The sequence below is a fragment of the Massilia sp. Leaf139 genome (assembly GCF_001424165.1).
GTDB lineage: Bacteria > Pseudomonadota > Gammaproteobacteria > Burkholderiales > Burkholderiaceae_D > Telluria.
Genome location: NZ_LMOJ01000012.1, coordinates 52,380 through 71,129 on the forward strand (window position 1 = coordinate 52,380; position 18,750 = coordinate 71,129).

Sequence of the window (18,750 nt, forward strand, 5' to 3'; positions counted from 1 at the left end):
GCCCTCATTTCAGCTGCACGCGCGGATCGACCGCGCCGTACAGCAGGTCGGCCAGCAGGTTGAACACCATGGTCGCGGCGGCGACGTACACGGTGATCGCCTTGATGACGGGGAAGTCGCTGCGCTCGACGGCCAGGATCACCTCGCGCCCGATGCCGGGAATGCCGAAGAAGCGCTCCAGCAGGAAGGCCCCGATCAGCAGCGCCGGCAGGTTGGCCATCACGTGGGTGATGATCGGGATCGCGGCATTCCTCAGCACGTGCACCCAGACGATGCGCCGCTCCGGCAAGCCCTTGGCGCGGGCCGTGCGCACATAGTCCTGGTGCACCTCGTCGAGCACGAAGCTGCGGTACAGGCGCAGGGTCGGCGCGATCGACACCGCCAGGCCGATGATGATCGGCAGCAGCGCATAGCGCAGCAGGTTTTCGCCCAGGCTCTCTCCCCAGCCCTGCACCGGGAACAGGCCCAGCTTGTAGGCGAAGAAGTACTGGAAGACGATGATGTAGACCAGGATCGAAATCGACATGCCGACCGTGCAGGCCACCATCACCGCGCGGTCGGTCAGCGAGCCGCGCACGAAGGCGATGCCGAGCGCCAGCGCGATGCCGAAGAAGGTCTCGAGGATGGTCAGCGGCACCAGCACCGTGAGCGAAGGCCCGAGCCGGCTGGCGATGATGTGCGAGACCGGCTCGCCGGTGCTCCAGGCGTTGCCGAAGTCGAAAGTCAGGATCTGCTTGACGAAGATCCAGAGCTGGACGGAATACGGCTGGTCGATGCCGAGCTGGGCGCGGATGTTGGCGATCGCCGCCTCGTCCGCCATCTTGCCGGCGAGCAGATACGACGGATCGCCGCCGACCCAGTTGAACAGCACGAAGACGAGCACGATGACGCCCGCCATCGTCGGCAGCATCTGCCACAGCCGCCGGAATATGTAAGCCAGCATGAATCTTCCCTCGACCTTCCGGCGCGCCGCCAGCCTGCGCGCACCCGGCCGTATCCAAAAGGCGTAACGATAGCCTAAATCGCCGAGCCCCGGCAGGCGGATTCTGCTGCACTGCACAAGCGCTGTTCAGTGTCCAGGCAGCATCTTGTCAAGGGCCACACGTTAGAGGAAGCCGACTGTTGTTTCCGTGTCATGCATATCGTGTGCTGTCTTGACGTTGCATTCTGCACATGTTTTTATAAAAAGCATCGGAATGAACTGACTACATTCCGAGTCATAACAATATGTATTGGATATGCATATACCGAAGAGAGAACATTTACACCAATATTTTCTCGAAGGTAATATACATATTCTATATGAAAATTTCCCATTGGCTATTTTGGAGTAGAGATGCATAAACGTACACTGATGTCCCAGGCCGTTTCCATGGCGCTGGCCACCGCGTTTGCCCTGCCCGCTTTTGCGCAGGTATCGGGTACGGCCGAGGCGCCGATCGCCCGCGTCGAAGTCACCGGCTCGAGCATCAAGCGCGCCAGCGCCGAGACCGCGTCGCCGGTGCAGGTGGTCACCGCCGAAGACCTGGCCAAGTCCGGAAAGAGCACGGTGTCCGAATACCTGCAGACCCTGACCGCCGACGGCGCCGGCTCGCTGCCGACCGGCTTCGGCAACGGCTTCGCCGCCGGTTCGACCGCGATCTCGCTGCGCGGCCTGGGTGCGACCTCGACCCTGGTGCTGCTCAACGGCCGCCGCATGGCGCCGTTCGCGCGCGCCGACGATGGCCAGAAGAGCTTCACCGACCTTTCGACCGTGCCGATGGAAGCCGTCGAGCGCATCGAGATCCTGAAGGACGGCGCCTCCTCGACCTACGGCGCGGACGCGATCGCCGGTGTCGTCAACATCATCCTGCGCAAGGATTTCGAGGGCCTGATCGCCAAGGCCGAAGTCGGCCAGTCGCGCTACCGCGACGGCGAAATGGCCAAGGGCTCGCTGACCTGGGGCCTGGGTAAACTCGACGAAGAAGGCTACAACGTGCTCCTGAACATCGAGTCCTACTCGAACAAGGAGCTGATGAACAAGGATCGTTCCGAGCGCGACTGGATCGGCGCCGGCGACATCCGCCGCTGGGGCTATCCGCAGAACACCCAGTTCGCGGCCGGCTTCATTACCCCAGGCGCGTCCAGCGCGACCCCGACCGGCGCCCTGCGCGACCCGGTCACCGGCAACTATGTCTCGCTGCCGGGCTGCTCGTCCCTGTCGGCCACGACCGCGCAGGATCCGGCCGGCGGCTGCCTCTGGTACCAGGATCAATTCCGTTCGATGCAGCCCGAGATCAGCGGCCTGAACGTCTACACCCGCTTCACCAAGCGCCTCTCCGGCGGCCATGAAGCGTACGCCGAAGCCGGCTACTCGCGCCGCGACACCGAATTCACGCTGGTTCCGCCATCGGTCTCGCCGACGGTCGCCTTCCCGCCGAACGCCTCTTTCCCTACCGGCGTCATCAACTACGGCACCGGCCCGCAAGCCATCGTGCTGGCCGCGAACCATCCGCAGAACCCGTACGGGGTGCCGGTGCGCCTGCGCTACTCCGCCTTCGACATCGGCCCATCGACCCGTTCGGCCGACAACGCCTTCATGCGCGTCGTCGCCGGCGTGCGCGGCCAGGCGGCCGGCTGGGACTATGACACGGCCTACGTCCACTCGCGTTCGACGCTCGACCTCGACTACAGCAACATGCTGAACATGCCGGCCCTGGCCGCCGCGCTCGGCAACCCGGCCAGCCCGCTGTTCCCCTACTATATCGGCAACCAGGCCGGCCGCAATCCGGCAGCCCTGTACGCGGCCCTGGCGCGCAGCGCGACCTCGCACTCGACCACGCGCCTGGACATCCTCGACTTCAAGGCCTCGCGTGAAATGATGCAGCTGCCGGGCGGCGCCCTGGGCGTGGCCTTCGGCGCCGAATACCGCCGCGAAAAGCTCGACAACCCGTCGCTGTCGGGCACCGAGAACGGCTCGATCAACGCCTCCTACGTGGCCGCGCGCGGCGACCAGGACATCAAGGCGGTCTTCGTCGAAGTCGCGGCGCCGGTCTTGAAAGGCGTCGAACTGAACGGCGCGCTGCGCTATGACCGCTACGAGAACTTCTCCTCGACCACGCCGAAAGTCGGCGCGAAATGGACGCCGATCCCGACCTTCGCCCTGCGCGGTACCTATTCGGAAGGCTTCCGTGCGCCGGGCCCGGCGGAATCGGGCGTCGAAAGCCAGAGCACCGGCACCGCCACCGCGCGCGATCCGATTCGCTGCCCGGGCGGCGTGCCGGCCGCCGGCGGCGCGACCCTGGCCGACTGCGCGGTCGCGGTCGGTGCGGTGAAGATCGGTAACCCGGCGCTGGAGCCGGAAACCTCGAAGGGCGTGACCCTGGGCGTGGTCTGGGATCCGCTGCCGGGCACCAGCATCGCGCTCGACGCCTGGAAGATCAAGCGCAGCAACGAGATCAACCCGATGCCGTACAACGAAGCGGCGGCCCTGCCGGACGCGATCCGTTCGGATAACAACCTGGTCGTCAATGGCGTCGTGGTGCCGAACACCGGCAGCCTGCTGCTGTCGCGCGCACCGTACCGCAATTCGAGCTTCACCGAAGTCAAGGGTATCGACCTCGACATGCGCCAGCGCTTCCGCCTGGGCGCCTACGGCCGCGCCACGGTGGGCCTGACCTGGACGCACATCTCGTCGTGGGAACGCGCCGAGTCCGACACCGTGCGCTACCAGTACGCCGGCACCCACGGCAACTGCGACACCTCGAACTGCGCCGGTACGCCGAAGAACAAGATCAGCGCGGTGGCTTCCTGGGATCGCGAGGCGCTGAACCTGACCGCGACGGCCAACTACCGCAGCGAGATGCAGAACGTGGCCTTCGCCGGCGACCTGTGCGCTTCGCAGTTCGCCAACGGCAGCCCCGCCCCGAACGGCTGCCGCCTAGGCTCGTTCACCACGCTCGACCTGTCGGCACGCTACAACGTCAACGCGAACCTGCAGTTGTACGCGTCGATCAACAACGTGCTCGACAAGGTGGCGCCGCTCGATCCGCTGACCTACGGCGGCCTGAGCTACAACCCGATGGACGCCAGCGGCGCCATCGGCCGCTACTTCAAGCTGGGCGCGCGGTATCAGTTCTAAACGCTAGCGTGGCTTCGGCCTGAGTTCAAGCCCGGCTTCGGCCGGGCTTTTTCGTTAGCCGCCGCGCACCGTAGGGTGGGCATGCCCACGCGTGATACGCACCGGCTCCGACGTCGTGCTCGACGATCTCGCCGCCGCGTATCACCGCGTGGGCACGGAGTGCCCACCCTACAAACCCTCCCCGGCTTCGGCCGGGTTTATTCGTTGGCACCCGCGTACCGTAGGGTGGGCATGCCCACGCGTGATACGCACCGGCTCCGACGTCGTGCTCGACGATCTCGCCGCCACGTATCACCGCGTGGGGCAAGTCAGGCCAATGGCCTGAATTGCGAGCCGCCCACCCTACAAAATCTGCCCGGCTTCGGCCGGGCTTTTTTATTCCTCGCGCAGACGCCGCTGGCGCACCGCCGCCGCCAGCCCCTCCAGCACCCCGACGCTGGTCTCCCAGTCGATGCAGCCGTCCGTCACCGACTGCCCATACGCCAGTTCCTTGCCCGGCACCAGATCCTGGCGTCCGGCCAGCAGGTGCGATTCGATCATCACGCCCACGATGCGTTCGTCGCCGCCGGCGATCTGGCGCGCGATGTCGGCGCACACCGGCACCTGGTTTTCCGGCTTCTTCGAACTGTTGGCGTGAGAGGCGTCGATCATCAGGCGCGAGGCCAGGCCGAGGGCGGCGATCTGCTTGCAGGCGTCGTCGACGCTGGCCGCGTCGTAGTTCGGCGTCTTGCCGCCGCGCAGGATGATATGGCAATCCTCGTTGCCGGCGGTCGAGACGATCGCCGAGTGCCCGCCCTTGGTCACCGACAGGAAGTGGTGCGGCTGCGAGGCGGCCTTGATCGCTTCCACCGCGATCTTGATGTTGCCGTCGGTGCCGTTCTTGAAACCCACCGGACAGGACAGGCCGGAGGCCAGCTCGCGGTGCACCTGCGACTCCGTGGTGCGGGCGCCGATCGCGCCCCAGCTGATCAGGTCGGCGATGTACTGCGGGCTGATCACGTCGAGGAATTCGGTGCCGGCCGGCAGGCCCATCTCGTTGACGTCGCGCAGCAGCTCGCGCGCCATGCGCAGGCCGTCGTTGATGCGGAAGCTGTTGTCCATGTAGGGGTCGTTGATCATTCCCTTCCAGCCCACCGTCGTGCGCGGCTTCTCGAAGTACACGCGCATTACGATCTCCAGCTCGCCTTTGAAACGGCGGCGCTGCTCGGCGAGGCGCCGCGCGTACTCCAGGGCCGCCTTCGGATCGTGGATCGAGCAGGGGCCGATCACCACCATCAGGCGGTCGTCCTGGCCGTGCAGGATGCGGTGCAGCGCGACGCGCGCGCCGGACGCGGTTTCCTCGGCCGCGGGCGTCACCGGAAACTCGCGGATCAGGTGCGAGGGCGGCGTCAGTTCCTTCATTTCGCGGATGCGTAGGTCGTCGGTGCGAGGCATGCGGTACTCCGTTTCGTTTGTCTGGGCTGCAAATGAAAAAACCGCCATCGCTGGCGGTTTCGTGTCGTTCGGTCTGGTCGCTCGTTGCGTGAACCTGCCGCTACTCCACCGCCTGAAGGCTGGAATGGCTAAACCAAAAATAGCAGGTAAAGAAGGCAGCGTTGCGCATGAAAGATCCGAAAAAGGTCGAAATGACTATAACCCCTGGCTATGAATATTGGCAAGAGTTTTGTCGCAGTGCGTCATTTGCAGGCTAAACGGAGGCGCATATGCAAGCGGTTGCGAGAAACAGACAGCATTTCGAACGTCCGGATGACGATTGAGAGATATCAGACAGCCTGTTGCCTTCAATGCAAAAGTCACGACAAGCCCCCGTCCGGCCAGTCGGTTTCTTTGCCCTAGATCAGTTTCTTTAGCTCTAGTACTTGAGACAAGGCCAAGCGCAAGCACGCGGACTGGGATCTCTACACATCTGGGAGTCCGGAAATGACTGAAACCCTGTTATCCCGATCGGTGCGCCTGCTCTTCGCGGGCGCCGGCGCCATCGGTCCGATCTTGCTGGCCCAGCTGCTCGTGGCGCCGCAGGCGCATGCGCAGGAAGCGGCCGAACGGCCCATCGCGCGTGTCGTCGTCACCGGCAGTAACATCCGCCGCGCCGAAGCCGAAACCGCCTCGTCGGTGCTGACCGTCAATCGGGCCGACATCGAGCGCTCCGGCAAGAGCACTGTGGCCGAGCTGCTGCAAACCCTGGCCGTCGACAACCAGGGCTCGGTGCCTACGAGCTTCGGCAACGGCTTCGCGGCGGGCGCCTCGGGCATCTCGCTGCGCGGCCTCGGCACGGCCTCGACCCTGGTGCTGCTCAACGGCCGGCGCATGGCGCCCTACGGCCTGGCCGACGACGGCCAGAAGGTGTTCTCCGACCTGAACGTGATCCCGACCGACGCCGTCGAACGCGTCGAGATCCTGAAGGACGGCGCCTCCGCCATCTACGGCTCCGACGCCATCGCCGGCGTGGTCAACATCATCCTGCGCCGCGACTTCAAGGGCACCACCGTGCGCGGCCTGCTCGGCATCTCGAAGGAATGGGACGGCGAAGAGCAGAACTTCGCCGTCACCCACGGCTTCGGCGACCTCGAGACCGACCGCTACAACGTGCTGCTCAATTTCGAGTTCAAGCGCCAGAACGACATCTGGCTGCGCGACCGCGCCGACCGCCGCTACATCGGCCGCATCGACCTGCGCAACTGGGGCTATTCGGCACAGGAAGCATTGGGCGGCACCGGCGCGATCACCGGCAACAATGCAGCCGGCAGCGCGATCAACGGCAACGTGCGCAACCCGGCCACGAACGAATACTACAACCGCGGCAACCTCGATGCGGCCACGACCGGCTTCACCCGCCTCTTCCCCGGCGCGGCCTGTTCCAACTTCACCAGCCACCCGCAGGGCGACCCCGGCGGCGGCTGCCTGATCGACTCGACCCTGGTCTACAACCAGATGCAGCCCGAGCAGGAGAACTACAGCCTGTTCGGCCGCGGCACCTGGCGCCTGGCCGGCGACATGGAGGCCTACAGCGAACTGAACCTGTACTCGAGCCAGACCTCCTCGTCGACCACGCCGAATACCGTCAGCGCCAACGTCGGCTTCCCGGGCGGCCCGGTCAGCAATGCCGGCGTGCAGTTGGGCGCCGGGCACCCCGACAACCCGTATTTCGGCACGGCGGCGCGCCTGCGCTACCTGGCCGGCGACGTCGGGCCGCGGATCTCGAACATCGATTCCTTCTTCATCCGCGCCCTGGCGGGCGTGCGCGGCACCCTGGCCGGCTGGGAGGTCGACACCTCGCTGTTGTTCTCGCGCAGCAAGGTATCGAACGAGCGCATGGGCTACCTGCAGCGCGACGTCACCTTCGCCATGCTCGATCCGAGCGCGGCGAATGTCGCGGCGGCGCTGGCCACCAGCCCGGCCTATGCGGCGCTGCCGCCGGGCACGGTCTGGCGCATCGGCGAGAACACCGGCCTCAACAGCCCCGGCGTGTACGCGGCGATCGCGCCCATGATCGCCAACGACGCCCAGACCAAGATCGTCCAGGGCGACGTGAAAGCCACACGCGAGTTCGGCAAGCTGGCCGGCGGCGCCATCGGGGTCGCGGTCGGCGCCGAATGGCGGCGCGAGGAAACCGAGCTGCAGCCGACCACCGGCACCGAGCGCGGCAACGTGATCGGCCTGGGCTATTCGGCCTATGCCGGTGCGCGCAACGTGTTCGCGCTGTATGGCGAAGCGCTGGCGCCGGTGCTGCCCGGCCTGGAGATCACCGGCGCCATGCGCTGGGATCATTTCACCGACGTGGGCGACTCCTATACGCCGAAAGTCGGCGTCAAGTGGCAGCCCTCGCGCCAGCTGGCCCTGCGCGGCACGTTCGCGCGCGGCTTCCGTGCCCCGAGCGCGGCCGAGAACGGCGTCGGCGGCCTGGCCGCCTTCTCCACCGCCGAGGATCCGCTGCGCTGCAGCCTGGGGGTGACCCTCGCCTGCGATCCGGCCGCGATCGCCGTCATCACCTCGCCCAACCCGGCGCTGTCGCCCGAGCGTTCGAAGAGCTACAACTTCGGCATCATCTGGGATCCGCTGCCGCGCACCAGCATCTCGATCGACTTCTGGCAGATCAAGCGCAAGAACGAGATCAACCAGGAGCTGACCGACGACGCCATCGCCCGCGGCCAGGTGGCGCGCGACCCGAGCACGGCGCAGGCGGGCATCCCCGGCGACCCCGGCGCCATCACGGCGGTGCTGGCGAACTACGTCAACTCGGCCTCGACCAAGGTGCGCGGCATCGACATCGACGCCCGCTACACGATGCGCCTGCCCGATGGCTGGGGCAACCTCCTGCTCGACGGTAAATGGACTTACCTCGACAAGTGGCTGCGCACCGAGCGCGACGGCAGCTCGCGCGACTTCGCCGGCACCCATGGCAACTGCGACGTGACCAACTGCATCGGCACGCCGGATCACCGCCTCAATCTGCGCGCCGCCTGGGATCGCGGCGACTGGCGCGTGTCGCTGAACGCCAACTACCGCGGGCCGATCGACAACGTGCTGTTCAAGGGCGACCCGGATGGCTGCGCCAGCCACTTCGCCAACGGACAGGACGCGCCGAGCGGCTGCCAGCTGGCCTCGTTCACGACCTTCGACCTGGTGGCGCGCTGGAAGCCACGTCCTGGCTGGGAAGTGTTCGGCACGATCGAGAACCTGTTCGACAAGGTGGCGCCGCTCGATCCGCTGACCTACGGCGCCCAGGCCTACAACCCGCTGGATTATGCGGGCGCGGTCGGACGCACCTTCAGCGTGGGCGCGCGCTATACGTTCTGAGCGGCGGCCACGCCCGGTGCAGCTTGCCGGGCGTGGCTGATGCACACCAGGTTCGGCCGCTGGCAGCAGGCGGCCGGCTTCCATTCCGCTCCGGCGTGCCGTGTTGTGTTCACGTCACGCTCTCGCAAACAGTCCGTCCTGCCGCAGTCCACGCGCAGGGCGAAGCCCGGTTTTTTTTGCGTGCTGTCAGCCGAAACACGCATCGGGGTGCAAGACTCGATTTGACTATCCGGCGCCCGTCATTTGTGTCTGCTCGCGATCAATGTCTCGCGCGATGCATGTTGATCTGTTCGGGCAATGCAGCGGCTAAAAAGGAGCAAGTAACCCGAACCGAGGAGCGACAACATGAACGAAACCATCTTGTCCCATTCTTTGCGCCGGCTGTCCGGCGGCGCCATCGCGGGCCTGGGCCTACTGGCCTGCCTGCCGGCGGCGGCGCAGGACACAACCGGCCAGCCGATCCAGCGCGTCGAAGTGACGGGCTCCTCGATCAAGCGGCTGGCGGCGGAAAGCTCGCTGCCGATCACGACCATCCGCGCCGCCGACTTCGCCAAGCAGGGCCTGACCACGGCGCAGGATGTGCTCAACACGATTCCCATGAACCAGACCCAGACGGTCAGCTCGTCGGCGGTCGGTTCCGGCACCGGCGGACGCTCGAGCGCCGACCTGCGCGGCCTCGGCGGCGACAAGACCCTGGTGCTGCTCAACGGCCGGCGCCTGGCGAACCACCCGTATTTTGCGGACACGGTCGACCTCAACATCATCCCGATCGCCGCCCTCGAGCGAGTCGAGGTGCTGCGCGACGGCGCCTCGGCCATCTACGGCACCGACGCCATCGGCGGCGTCATCAACTTCATCACCCGCCGCTCGGTGAAGGGCAATGCTCTCACGGTCGAAGGCTACGAGCCGCTGCGGCGCGGCGGCGGCAACGAGCAGCGCATCAACATCTCCGGCGGCCTGGGCGACCTCGGCCGCGATGGCTACAGCATGTTCGGCGTGCTCGACTACCACCAGCACAGCGCGCTGCGCGCCACCGACCGCAGCTTCTCGCGCACCGGCGTGCGGCCCGACCGCGGCATGAACGAAGTCAGCCGCACGACCTTCCCTGCCAACTTCTTTTCCGATCTCGGCGTGGCCGGCAACCCCTATTTCGCCAGCGGCTGCCGCCCGCCCGACACGGCGCCCGCCACCGACGAACCGGTGTGCGAATTCGACTTCACGCAGTATGTCGACAACGTGCCCAAGACGCGCCAGTACAGCGCCATGGGCAAGTTCAACCGCCAGCTCACGCCGGATCACCTGGCCAGCATCGAATTCGTGTTCGGACGCAGCACCAACGAGGCGCGCGTCGCCCCGCCGCCGCTGTCGAACATCGGCGTGACCATGACCTCCGCCAGCCCCTACTATCCGGGCGCCGGCATCGTTCCCGCCTTCCCCGGCCTCACCGGCGAAAACCTCGACATCAGCTGGCGCCCGACCGAGACGGGCGGCCGCATCAACTTTGATTCCAGCAGCACCGTGCGCGTGCTGGCCAGCCTGGAAGGCAGCTTTGCCGGCTGGGACTACAACGCGGGCATCTCGCATTCGCTGGGCCGGGCGCGCAGCATCTTCGACGCGGGCTATGTCATCGACCAGCGCATCATCGACGGGGTCGGCGCCGGCATCCTCAATCCCTTCGGGCCGCAGAGCCCGGAAGGCGCCGCCTACCTGCAGAACTCGCTCCTGCTGGGCGAATACCTGCACGCGCGCATCAACAGCAGCGCGGTCGACGCGCGCGCCAGCCGCGAGTTGATGACCCTGCCGGCCGGCCCGCTCGGCTTCGCCATCGGCGCCGAGTTCCGGCGCGACCGCGCCAAGTATTTCGTCAACCGCGCCCTGGCCTCGCAGGCCTCGAGCTCGGGGTCGGCCGATGCCCAGGACCAGTCGGGCCAGCGCAGCATCGGCGCCATCTTCAGCGAGCTCAACGTGCCGGTGATCAAGGATCTGGAACTGAACTTCGCGGCGCGCTACGACCACTACAGCGACGTCGGCGGCAGCTTCAATCCGAAGGTGTCGCTGCGCTACCAGCCGGTGCGCCAGCTCCTGGTGCGCGGCTCCTTCAACAAGGGCTTCCGCGCGCCGACGCTGTTCGACCTGTTCGGCCCGCAGACGACGACCAACAGTTCTGACACCTACAACGACCCGCTGCTGTGCCCGAACGGCACGCCGATCCCCGGCGCCAATCCGAACATCGTCTGCGACCAGCAGCAGAACGTGCGCGGCGGCGGCAATCCGAACCTGCAGCCCGAGCGCTCGCGCACCTGGAGCGCCGGCCTGGTGTTCGAGCCCCTGCCCTCGCTGACGGTGTCGGCCGACTACTGGAACATCCGCCTGAAAGACCAGATCAGCGCCCTGGCCGAGCAGACCATCTTCGCCGACTTCGCCAAGTACCGCGACCTGTTCGTGTACGACGCGTCCGGCACGCGCCTGAACTACGTGCTCGACATCACCAGCAACCTGGGCGAGGTGCGTACCCGCGGCCTCGACCTGTCGGTGCTGTACCGGCTGCCGCGCAATCCCTTCGGCAACCTCAGCCTCTCGATCGACGGCACCTATGTCAACAAGTACGACTACCAGAACGAGCGCGGCGGCTCCTTCACCGAAAACGCCGGCCGCTATGCCGACGCCACGCCGGTCTTCCGCTGGCGCCACAACCTGCTGCTGCCCCTGGTGCGCGGCGACTACACCTTCAACCTCTCGAACCGCTACATGTCGCACTACGTCGACCAGAACACGGCCGTCGCACCCGAGTTCGCCAACAACGTGGGGCATTACTCGACCTGGTCGCTGTCGACGACCTTCACCGGCAACAAGATGTTCGAACTGACGGCCGGCATCAAGAACCTGTTCGACGAGGAGCCGCCGTTCACGAACCAGATCACCAACTTCCAGCTGGGCTACGATCCGCGCTACACGGATCCGCTCGGCAGGACGGTGTATGCGCGCTTGACCTACAAGTTCTAGTAGGGGTGGGCGATGACAATGGCATCGCCCACGGTTTCACCGGGCGCCCCGTGCCCACCATAACGATGCGCTAACGCGGTGCATGCTTCTGGTGGGCACGGGGCGCCCACCCTACCGAGCTCATCCGTTCGCGATACGTCGTCAAAAAAAATTGCCCGGCAAGCCGGGCAATTTTTCATCGCGCTGGCAGACCTTATGCGGTACCGCCCACGGTCACGCCATCGATCCGCAGCGTCGGCTGTCCCACGCCGACCGGCACGCTCTGCCCTTCCTTGCCGCACACGCCCACGCCAGAGTCGAGCGCCATGTCGTTGCCGATCATCGAGATGCGGTTCATGACTTCCGGGCCGTTGCCGATCAGGGTCGCGCCCTTCACCGGGTAGGTGATCTTGCCGTCTTCGATCATGTAGGCTTCGCTGGCCGAGAACACGAACTTGCCGTTCGTGATGTCGACCTGGCCACCGCCGAAGTTCACCGCGTACAGTCCGTTCTTGACCGAGGCCAGGATCTCCGCCGGATCCTTGTCGCCGGCCAGCATGTAGGTGTTGGTCATGCGCGGCATCGGCAGGTGGGCGAAGGATTCGCGGCGCGCGTTGCCGGTGATCGGCATCTTCATCAGGCGCGCGTTCATCGTGTCCTGGATATAGCCTTTCAGGATGCCGTCCTCGATCAGGGTCGTGCACTGGGTCGGATTGCCCTCGTCGTCCATGTTGAGCGAACCGCGGCGATCCTGCAGCGTGCCGTCGTCGACCACGGTCACGCCCTTGGCGGCGACGCGCTGGCCGATCATGCCGGCATAGGACGAGGAACCCTTGCGGTTGAAGTCGCCTTCAAGGCCGTGGCCGACCGCCTCGTGCAGCAGCACGCCGGGCCAGCCAGGGCCGAGCACGATGGTCATCGGGCCGGCCGGGGCCGGACGCGCGTCGAGGTTCACCAGCGCCGATTTCACCGCTTCGTCGGCGTAGCGCTCGAGGATCTCGTCGTCGAAATATCCATAGTCGAAACGTCCGCCGCCGCCCGAGGAGCCGGTCTCGCGGCGGCCGTTCTGTTCGGCGATGACGGTGACCGACACGCGCACCAGCGGGCGGATGTCGGCGGCCAGCACGCCGTCGCTGCGCACCACCAGCACCACGTCGTATTCGCCGGCCAGGCCCGCCATCACCTGCACCACGCGCGGATCCTTGGCGCGTGCTATCTTTTCGACGCGTTCAAGCAGGCGCACCTTGGCGGTGGCATCCAAGGAGGCGAGCGGGTCGCGCGGCAGGTAGAGCGAACGGCCGCCGGTCGGCGTCGTGCTGCGCGCCACTTTCACACGGCCGGCGCCGGCGCGCGCGATGGTGCGCGTGGCCGCCGCCGCATCCAGCAGGGCGATTTCGGAAATCTCGTCGGAATAGGCAAAGGCCGTCTTCTCGCCCGAGATAGCGCGCACGCCCACGCCCTGGTCGATCGAGAAGCTGCCGGTCTTGACGATGCCTTCTTCCAGGCTCCAGCCCTCGCTTTTGGTGAACTGGAAATACAGGTCGGCGTAGTCGACCTTGTGGGTGAACATCGTGCCCAGCGTGGTCAGCAACTTGCCTTCGTCGAGGCCAAACGGCGTCAGCAGCACATCGCGCGCGACAGCCAGGGAGGAGAGGTTCGGTTCGAATGGGGTCATTTTGCGTTCGTGTCTCGGTTGGATGGGGCATTGTGCCATATCCGACAGGATCGTACCGATGCGGACGCGGGTGTTGGCGACGCGGTGTTGGGTACGTGGAAACGTCGGCGCCACGCATTGGCCGGTTGAACGCGTGGGCGGCAGCAATGGTGCGGCGATTCACGCATCACCGGCATAGCCGCCCACGCGTTCAAGCAGCCGCGGAAACCCGCGTAGTTACATCTTCCGATGCTTCAAGGCCGGCAAACTCTCGCGCACCGAAGCCAGGAAGGCCGGATCGAGTTCGCCCGACACCACGCCCTCCCCTTCGCGCAGCACGTCCTTCACCTCGCCCCAGGGATCGACCAGCATGCTGTGTCCGAAGGTGCGGCGGCCGTTGGCGTGGGTGCCGCCCTGGGCCGAGGCCAGCACGTAGCACTGGTTCTCGATCGCCCTTGCCCTGATCAGCACTTCCCAATGCGCGCTGCCGGTGGTGTGGGTAAAGGCGGCCGGCACCACGATCAGGGCGCACTCGCCCATGGCGCGGTAGAGCTCGGGGAAGCGCAGGTCGTAGCAGACCGACAGGCCGACACGCCCGAACGGCGCCTCGAAGCTGCCCACGGCCTCGCCGGGCACGATGGTGCGCGCCTCGTCGTAGGATTCGCTGCCCTTGTTGAAGCCGAACAGGTGGATCTTGTCGTAACGGCCGACGGAGGCGCCCTGCGGGTCGTAGACCAGGGTGGTGTTGAGCACCTTGCCCGATTCCGGGGAGACGAGGGGCAAGGTGCCGCCGATCAGCCAGATGCCGTGTTCGCGCGCGAGCTGCGCCATGCAGTCCTGGATCGGGCCGCTGCCCTCGGGTTCGGCATGGCGCACCTTGTCGCCGTCGCTCATGCCCATGATCGGCCAGTATTCGGGCAAGGTGACCAGGGTGGCGCCGGTGGCGGCGGCTTGCGCCACCAGGCGGCGCGCGGTGGCGAGGTTCTGGTCGACGTCGGGGGTGGACACCATCTGGACTGCGGCAACGCGGGTCATCGTCATTCCTTTGCTTTGGCGGCCGCGGCGGGCGGCGGGTTGTCGAGTTTGATAATGGTAGGCGATTTCCAGGGGCCGGTTACACGCATCTGGTAAGTCAGCGCCTTCATCACCGGCGCGCGGATGAACAGTTGCGCCAGGTAGGAACCCAGGCCGACCACAGGGTTGACCGCCAGCGCATACACCAGCGGGCCAGTGCCGAGATTAAATTCCGGAATCACGACCACGCGCAGGTCGGTCGACTCGTTGGCGATGTCGGCCGTGCCTTCCATCAGGATCGTGGCGGCCACACCGTGCATTTTGAGGTTCTCGGTTTTCACCACGCCGCGCGTGATCATGGCGTTGGCGCTGATGCCGTCGAAAGCCAGGCCTTCCGAGAAGATGTCGTGGAAGTCGAGCTTCAGGAGGCGCGGCAGCGCCTGCAGGCTGAGTACGCCGAGCAGCTTGGCCGCACCCGGATCCTGCTTCAGGAACTGGCCGCCGCCCACGTTCAGCTCGATCTGGCCCGACAGGCTCGGAATGTCGAGCGCATATGGCAGGCCGCTCCAGGAAATGTCACCCGAGAGCTTGCCCTTGCCGCGGCGCAGGGTCTCCGGGAAGCCCAGGCGGTCGAGCAGGCGGCCGGCATCGAGGATGTCGAGCGTGAAGTTCATGCCGGTATTGCTCTTGCCGTCCTTGGTCAGCCAGCGCCCGGTCGCCTTGAGCTGGCCGTCCGGATTGGTCAGCGACAGCCGGTCGATGCGCCACTCCTTGCCGGCCAGCGCCTGCACGTTGCTCGCCTGCAGATCGAGGCGGCCGAACTGCTTGTTGAAGAGTTCGAAGCGCTCGGCGACGATGTCGAGCGCGGGAATCGAAGCGCTGGCGCCGCGGTTCGATTCCAGCAGCTCCTTCACCTCGGCCGCCTGCGATTCCGGAATCACGAGCGAAGCCAGGCGCGCCGTCACCTTGCCCACGCCCGGGCCCTGCCCTTCGCTCCAGGTGAGGTAGCCGGAGGCCTGGCGCGAATGGATGTTGGCCTGCCAGGCGGCGCCGCGGTGCGAGGCGCCGACGACGACGTCGGCCATGCGCCGTTCGCCGACGAACAGTTCCGAGGCGCGCGCGGCGATCGTGGTCGGCATGACGTACTGGGCGAAATTCGGGCCGGCAGCGCCGCCGGCACTGCCGGCGCCACCCTCGCCGGCGATCGCGCGCGCCGTGGCCAGCCAGGCGTCGACATTGAGCGACTTCATGTCGACGTTGATCATCATGCCCTCGTCGGGCTCGGGCGCCGGCAGGTTGACGCCGATACCGCCGCGCTCGACCGTCCAGGGTCCGCGTGGGGCATGGCTGCGCACGTAGCGCGCGGCCACTGCATTGCCCAGCGCCAGGCGCAGTTCGTCGCGCCCGCTGCCGTCGGCCGCCGTCGGCGCGCCATTCAGGACGAAGCGCAGCGGCAGCGCGTCAGGCTCCGGCTTGTTCAGCGGCGCCGGCAATTCCATGCCGAGGCCGGCCAGGTTCGAGTCGATCGCGATATTGAGCTGATGGTCGCGCACCGTGATCGCGCCGGCGTACCGGGTGCTGCCCGACAGGCGGGTGGCCAGGCGCGCGATCGCCGGGGTTTGCGTGCTGCGGCGCATGCCTTCGGCCGACAGGGTGCCGGCCAGGCGGATCGCGATCGCATTGTCGCGCTGGGTGCCGCCCGAGAGCGCCACCGGCCCGCCGAGGAAGTTGGCGCCGATGCCGTTCAGGTTTACGCCATGCTCGGTGAATTCGACCTTGCCATTGGCGGCCTGCAGCGGCGGCAGATCTGGGAACAGCTGCACGTCGTTGTCCTGCAATTGCAGCGCGCCCTGCACTTTCGTCTCGTGCAGATTCGCCAGCGGCATCTGCAGCTTCAGGCCGAGGCGCGCGTTCCCCGTGCCCCGGGTGGTTTCGGTGAAGTTGCCGATCCAGCCCAGCACCGGGCTGGCCGCGACATAGCGCAGGAAGTCCTGCAGGGCGCCGGCGGCGCTGCCGTCGATATCGAGCAGCATCTCGTGCGAACCGAGGTTCGGGATGACGGCCCGCACATTGGTCAGGTTCAAGCCCAGCGTGCGCAACGTCTCGCCGTGGATTTCCATGCGCGCGCGGTCGAACACGATGCTGCCGTTGATGCTTTCCGCCAGCGGCCATTGCACCTTGTTGTCCGGCAGGCGGTGGCCCGGCGCGTATTCGAGCACGGCGTTGGCCAGGCGCCCGGCGACGCGGAACTCGCCGCGCGCGCGCTGGGCCGCGTTGTCGGCGCGGAAGGGGAAATCGGCCAGGTCGCCGCGCAGGCGCAGGCGCACGTCGTTCAGCATGCCGCCCTGTAGCGCCGTGCTCAGCCAGCCGCGCAGGCCCTCGGGCGTGGCCAGCGGCAGGAAGCGGCCCACCTGGGCGATCTGGAAGCCATCCAGGCTGCCTTCGATGTCGGCCACGCCGGGCCCGTGATTCGGGCCGAGCGGCAGCAGGTGGCGGCCCGACAGGCTGCCGCGCAGGCCGCCCTGGGCGAATTCGAGCTTGTCCACTTCGACCAGCAGTTGTTCCTGCGCCTGGTAAGTCCAGCGCGCGCCCAGCGCCAGCCGGTCGAGCGGCATCGAGGGCTCGGCGAACCAGGCCGGCATGCGCAGCGCCAGCGCGTTCGAGTCGATGGTGATGCTGCCGCCCTTCTCGGTGGCGTCGATGCTGCCCGACAGGTTCTCGAAACCCGGCAGGGCCGGCATCGCCGCCTGCGCGGGCACGCCGGGCCCGCCGGCCAGGGCCGCGCGCGCCGCCTGCGGCTGCAGGGTAAGGCCGGCGACCTGGCCCTTGACACGGTAGCCGGCCAGGTTCGGGTATTGGCCATCCCAGGAAGCGGAGAAATCGAGCAGGCGCCCGCGCGGCGCGAAGTCGGCCAGCGCACGCCGCTGGAAATCGGACAGAGGGAGCTGCGCGGCCAGTTCGGCCAGGGCCGCCAGGTCGACCTGGCGCGCCTGGATGGCCACCCGCTGCGGCTGGCCGGCGCGCGCCGGCGTGAAGGTTTCGACCAGCGTGGCCGGCGGCAGCGCGCGGCCATCGCTGGTCGTCACCCGGAAATTGTCGAGGCTGACCGTGTGGCCGTTGGCGCCGAAGGTCGGCTTGCCGTCCTTGCGCCCCGGCAGCAGGGTTTCGCGCGCCGACAGGCGGCCGGCCACGCTGCCCAGGCGCAGTTCCGGCAAGTCGTGTTTGACGCGCGCGGCCACGCCGGACAAGGCCAGGTCGGCGGTGAAGCCGGCCAGGCGCGCCTGGTCGAGCGTCATCCAGGCGCGCAGCGACCCGCGTCCCTGGGTCAGAGAAAACGGATAGTCGAGGTAGCGGCGCCAGGCGGCGAGATCGGCTTCGCGCAGGTTGGCATAGAGTTCTCCGCGCCAAAGGGCGATGTCGGAGGCGCGGCCGCCGAAGCGCGGATGGGTGAAATGGGCGCGCACGTCGAGCGGCTGGGCCAGTTCGGCAGGCGGCGTGGCGGTCAGTGCCAGGCGGTGCGTCGTCCAGTGGTTTTGCAGCACCAAGCCGACCTTGCCCAGCGACAGCGTCGGCGCGCCGCGCTGCGCATCGGTCCAGTCGATGCGGCCTTCGCGGATCAGGATCTCGCGCTGGCGGAACACCCAGTCGCCGCCCGGGCCGCCCTTGTCCTGGTCGTTCGGGTCGATGCGCATGCCGGCCGCCTGGATCACACCGTCCGCGCCGCGGCGCACGTCGAGCTGCGGCCGGATCAGTTCGAGCGACTCGAAGCGCGGCTCGGCGGCGAACAGGCTCCACCAGGAAAACGTGGCCGACACCGAGGGCAGCGCCAGTACCTGGCGCCCCGCCTTGTCGGTCAGGGTGACGTCGCCCAGGAACAGGGCCGGATGCAGGCCGCTCCAGGTGGCGTAGATGCGGGCAATGGCGACCTGGTTGCCGAGCGCATGGCTGGCGGCGCGCTCGATGTCGTCCTTGTACAGGTCGATGTTCGGGAGGATGGCGTAGCGCAGCGCCAGGAACAGGATGCCGAGCCCGAAATACACGAGCAACGCCAGCTTGACGGCGAAACCGAGCAGGTGATGCGAGGCCAGGTTGGCATAGCGGTAGGCGGCACGCATCCGCCGCCAGCGCTCGGCCAGCGGCACGGGCGCCGCCGGTGGCGCCTGTGGTTCCGGATTGTGCATCA

General features: G+C 67.1%; 9 protein-coding genes. 4 read left to right on the plus strand and 5 right to left on the minus strand.

Going from position 1 to position 18,750, the window contains the following annotated elements; all coding sequences use genetic code 11:
* Window positions 1–4 precede the first annotated feature (4 nt).
* On the minus strand, window positions 5–943 hold the full coding sequence (locus ASF77_RS08970) for an ABC transporter permease (protein WP_056337879.1): 939 nt from the start codon (window positions 941–943) through the stop codon (window positions 5–7).
* Between the two features lie 393 nt (window positions 944–1,336).
* On the opposite strand from ASF77_RS08970, the gene ASF77_RS08975 reads away from it, so the two are divergent.
* A complete protein-coding gene (locus tag ASF77_RS08975) occupies window positions 1,337–4,120 on the plus strand; it encodes a TonB-dependent receptor (protein WP_056337882.1) in 2,784 nt (927 codons plus the stop codon).
* Window positions 4,121–4,495: 375 nt separating this feature from the next.
* Here the strand turns inward: ASF77_RS08975 and aroG are convergent, their stop codons facing one another.
* Window positions 4,496–5,554, minus strand: a complete 1,059-nt coding sequence (aroG, locus tag ASF77_RS08980) for a 3-deoxy-7-phosphoheptulonate synthase AroG (RefSeq protein ID WP_056337885.1) — start codon at window positions 5,552–5,554, stop codon at window positions 4,496–4,498.
* Here aroG and ASF77_RS24200 point away from each other — a divergent pair.
* The 3 genes from ASF77_RS24200 to ASF77_RS08990 all read left to right on the plus strand — a co-directional run bounded on the left by ASF77_RS24200 (window position 5,553) and on the right by ASF77_RS08990 (window position 11,920).
* Window positions 5,553–5,768: a hypothetical protein gene (locus ASF77_RS24200; RefSeq protein ID WP_156648818.1), complete on the plus strand. Its 216-nt coding sequence runs from the start codon at window positions 5,553–5,555 to the stop codon at window positions 5,766–5,768. The two genes, aroG and ASF77_RS24200, sit on opposite strands and share 2 nt — an antisense overlap.
* Before the next feature lie 272 nt (window positions 5,769–6,040).
* Complete coding sequence (locus tag ASF77_RS08985) at window positions 6,041–8,917, plus strand: TonB-dependent receptor (protein WP_056337886.1); 2,877 nt, start codon at window positions 6,041–6,043, stop codon at window positions 8,915–8,917.
* A 345-nt stretch (window positions 8,918–9,262) separates the two neighbouring features.
* A complete protein-coding gene (locus ASF77_RS08990) occupies window positions 9,263–11,920 on the plus strand; it encodes a TonB-dependent receptor (protein WP_056337888.1) in 2,658 nt (885 codons plus the stop codon).
* Window positions 11,921–12,113: 193 nt separating this feature from the next.
* Here ASF77_RS08990 and tldD read toward each other — a convergent pair whose 3' ends face one another.
* The 3 genes from tldD to ASF77_RS09005 all read right to left on the minus strand — a co-directional run bounded on the left by tldD (window position 12,114) and on the right by ASF77_RS09005 (window position 18,748).
* Entirely contained in the window at window positions 12,114–13,574 is a 1,461-nt protein-coding gene (tldD, locus tag ASF77_RS08995; protein WP_056337891.1) for a metalloprotease TldD, read from the minus strand.
* A gap of 216 nt (window positions 13,575–13,790) precedes the next feature.
* Window positions 13,791–14,588 carry a carbon-nitrogen hydrolase family protein gene (locus ASF77_RS09000; protein WP_373961824.1) on the minus strand — a complete coding sequence of 266 codons (798 nt, stop codon included), beginning with the start codon at window positions 14,586–14,588 and terminating at the stop codon, window positions 13,791–13,793.
* A 2-nt stretch (window positions 14,589–14,590) separates the two neighbouring features.
* Window positions 14,591–18,748, minus strand: a complete 4,158-nt coding sequence (locus ASF77_RS09005) for a YhdP family protein (protein ID WP_056337896.1) — start codon at window positions 18,746–18,748, stop codon at window positions 14,591–14,593.
* Between the last annotated feature and the right edge of the window lie 2 nt (window positions 18,749–18,750).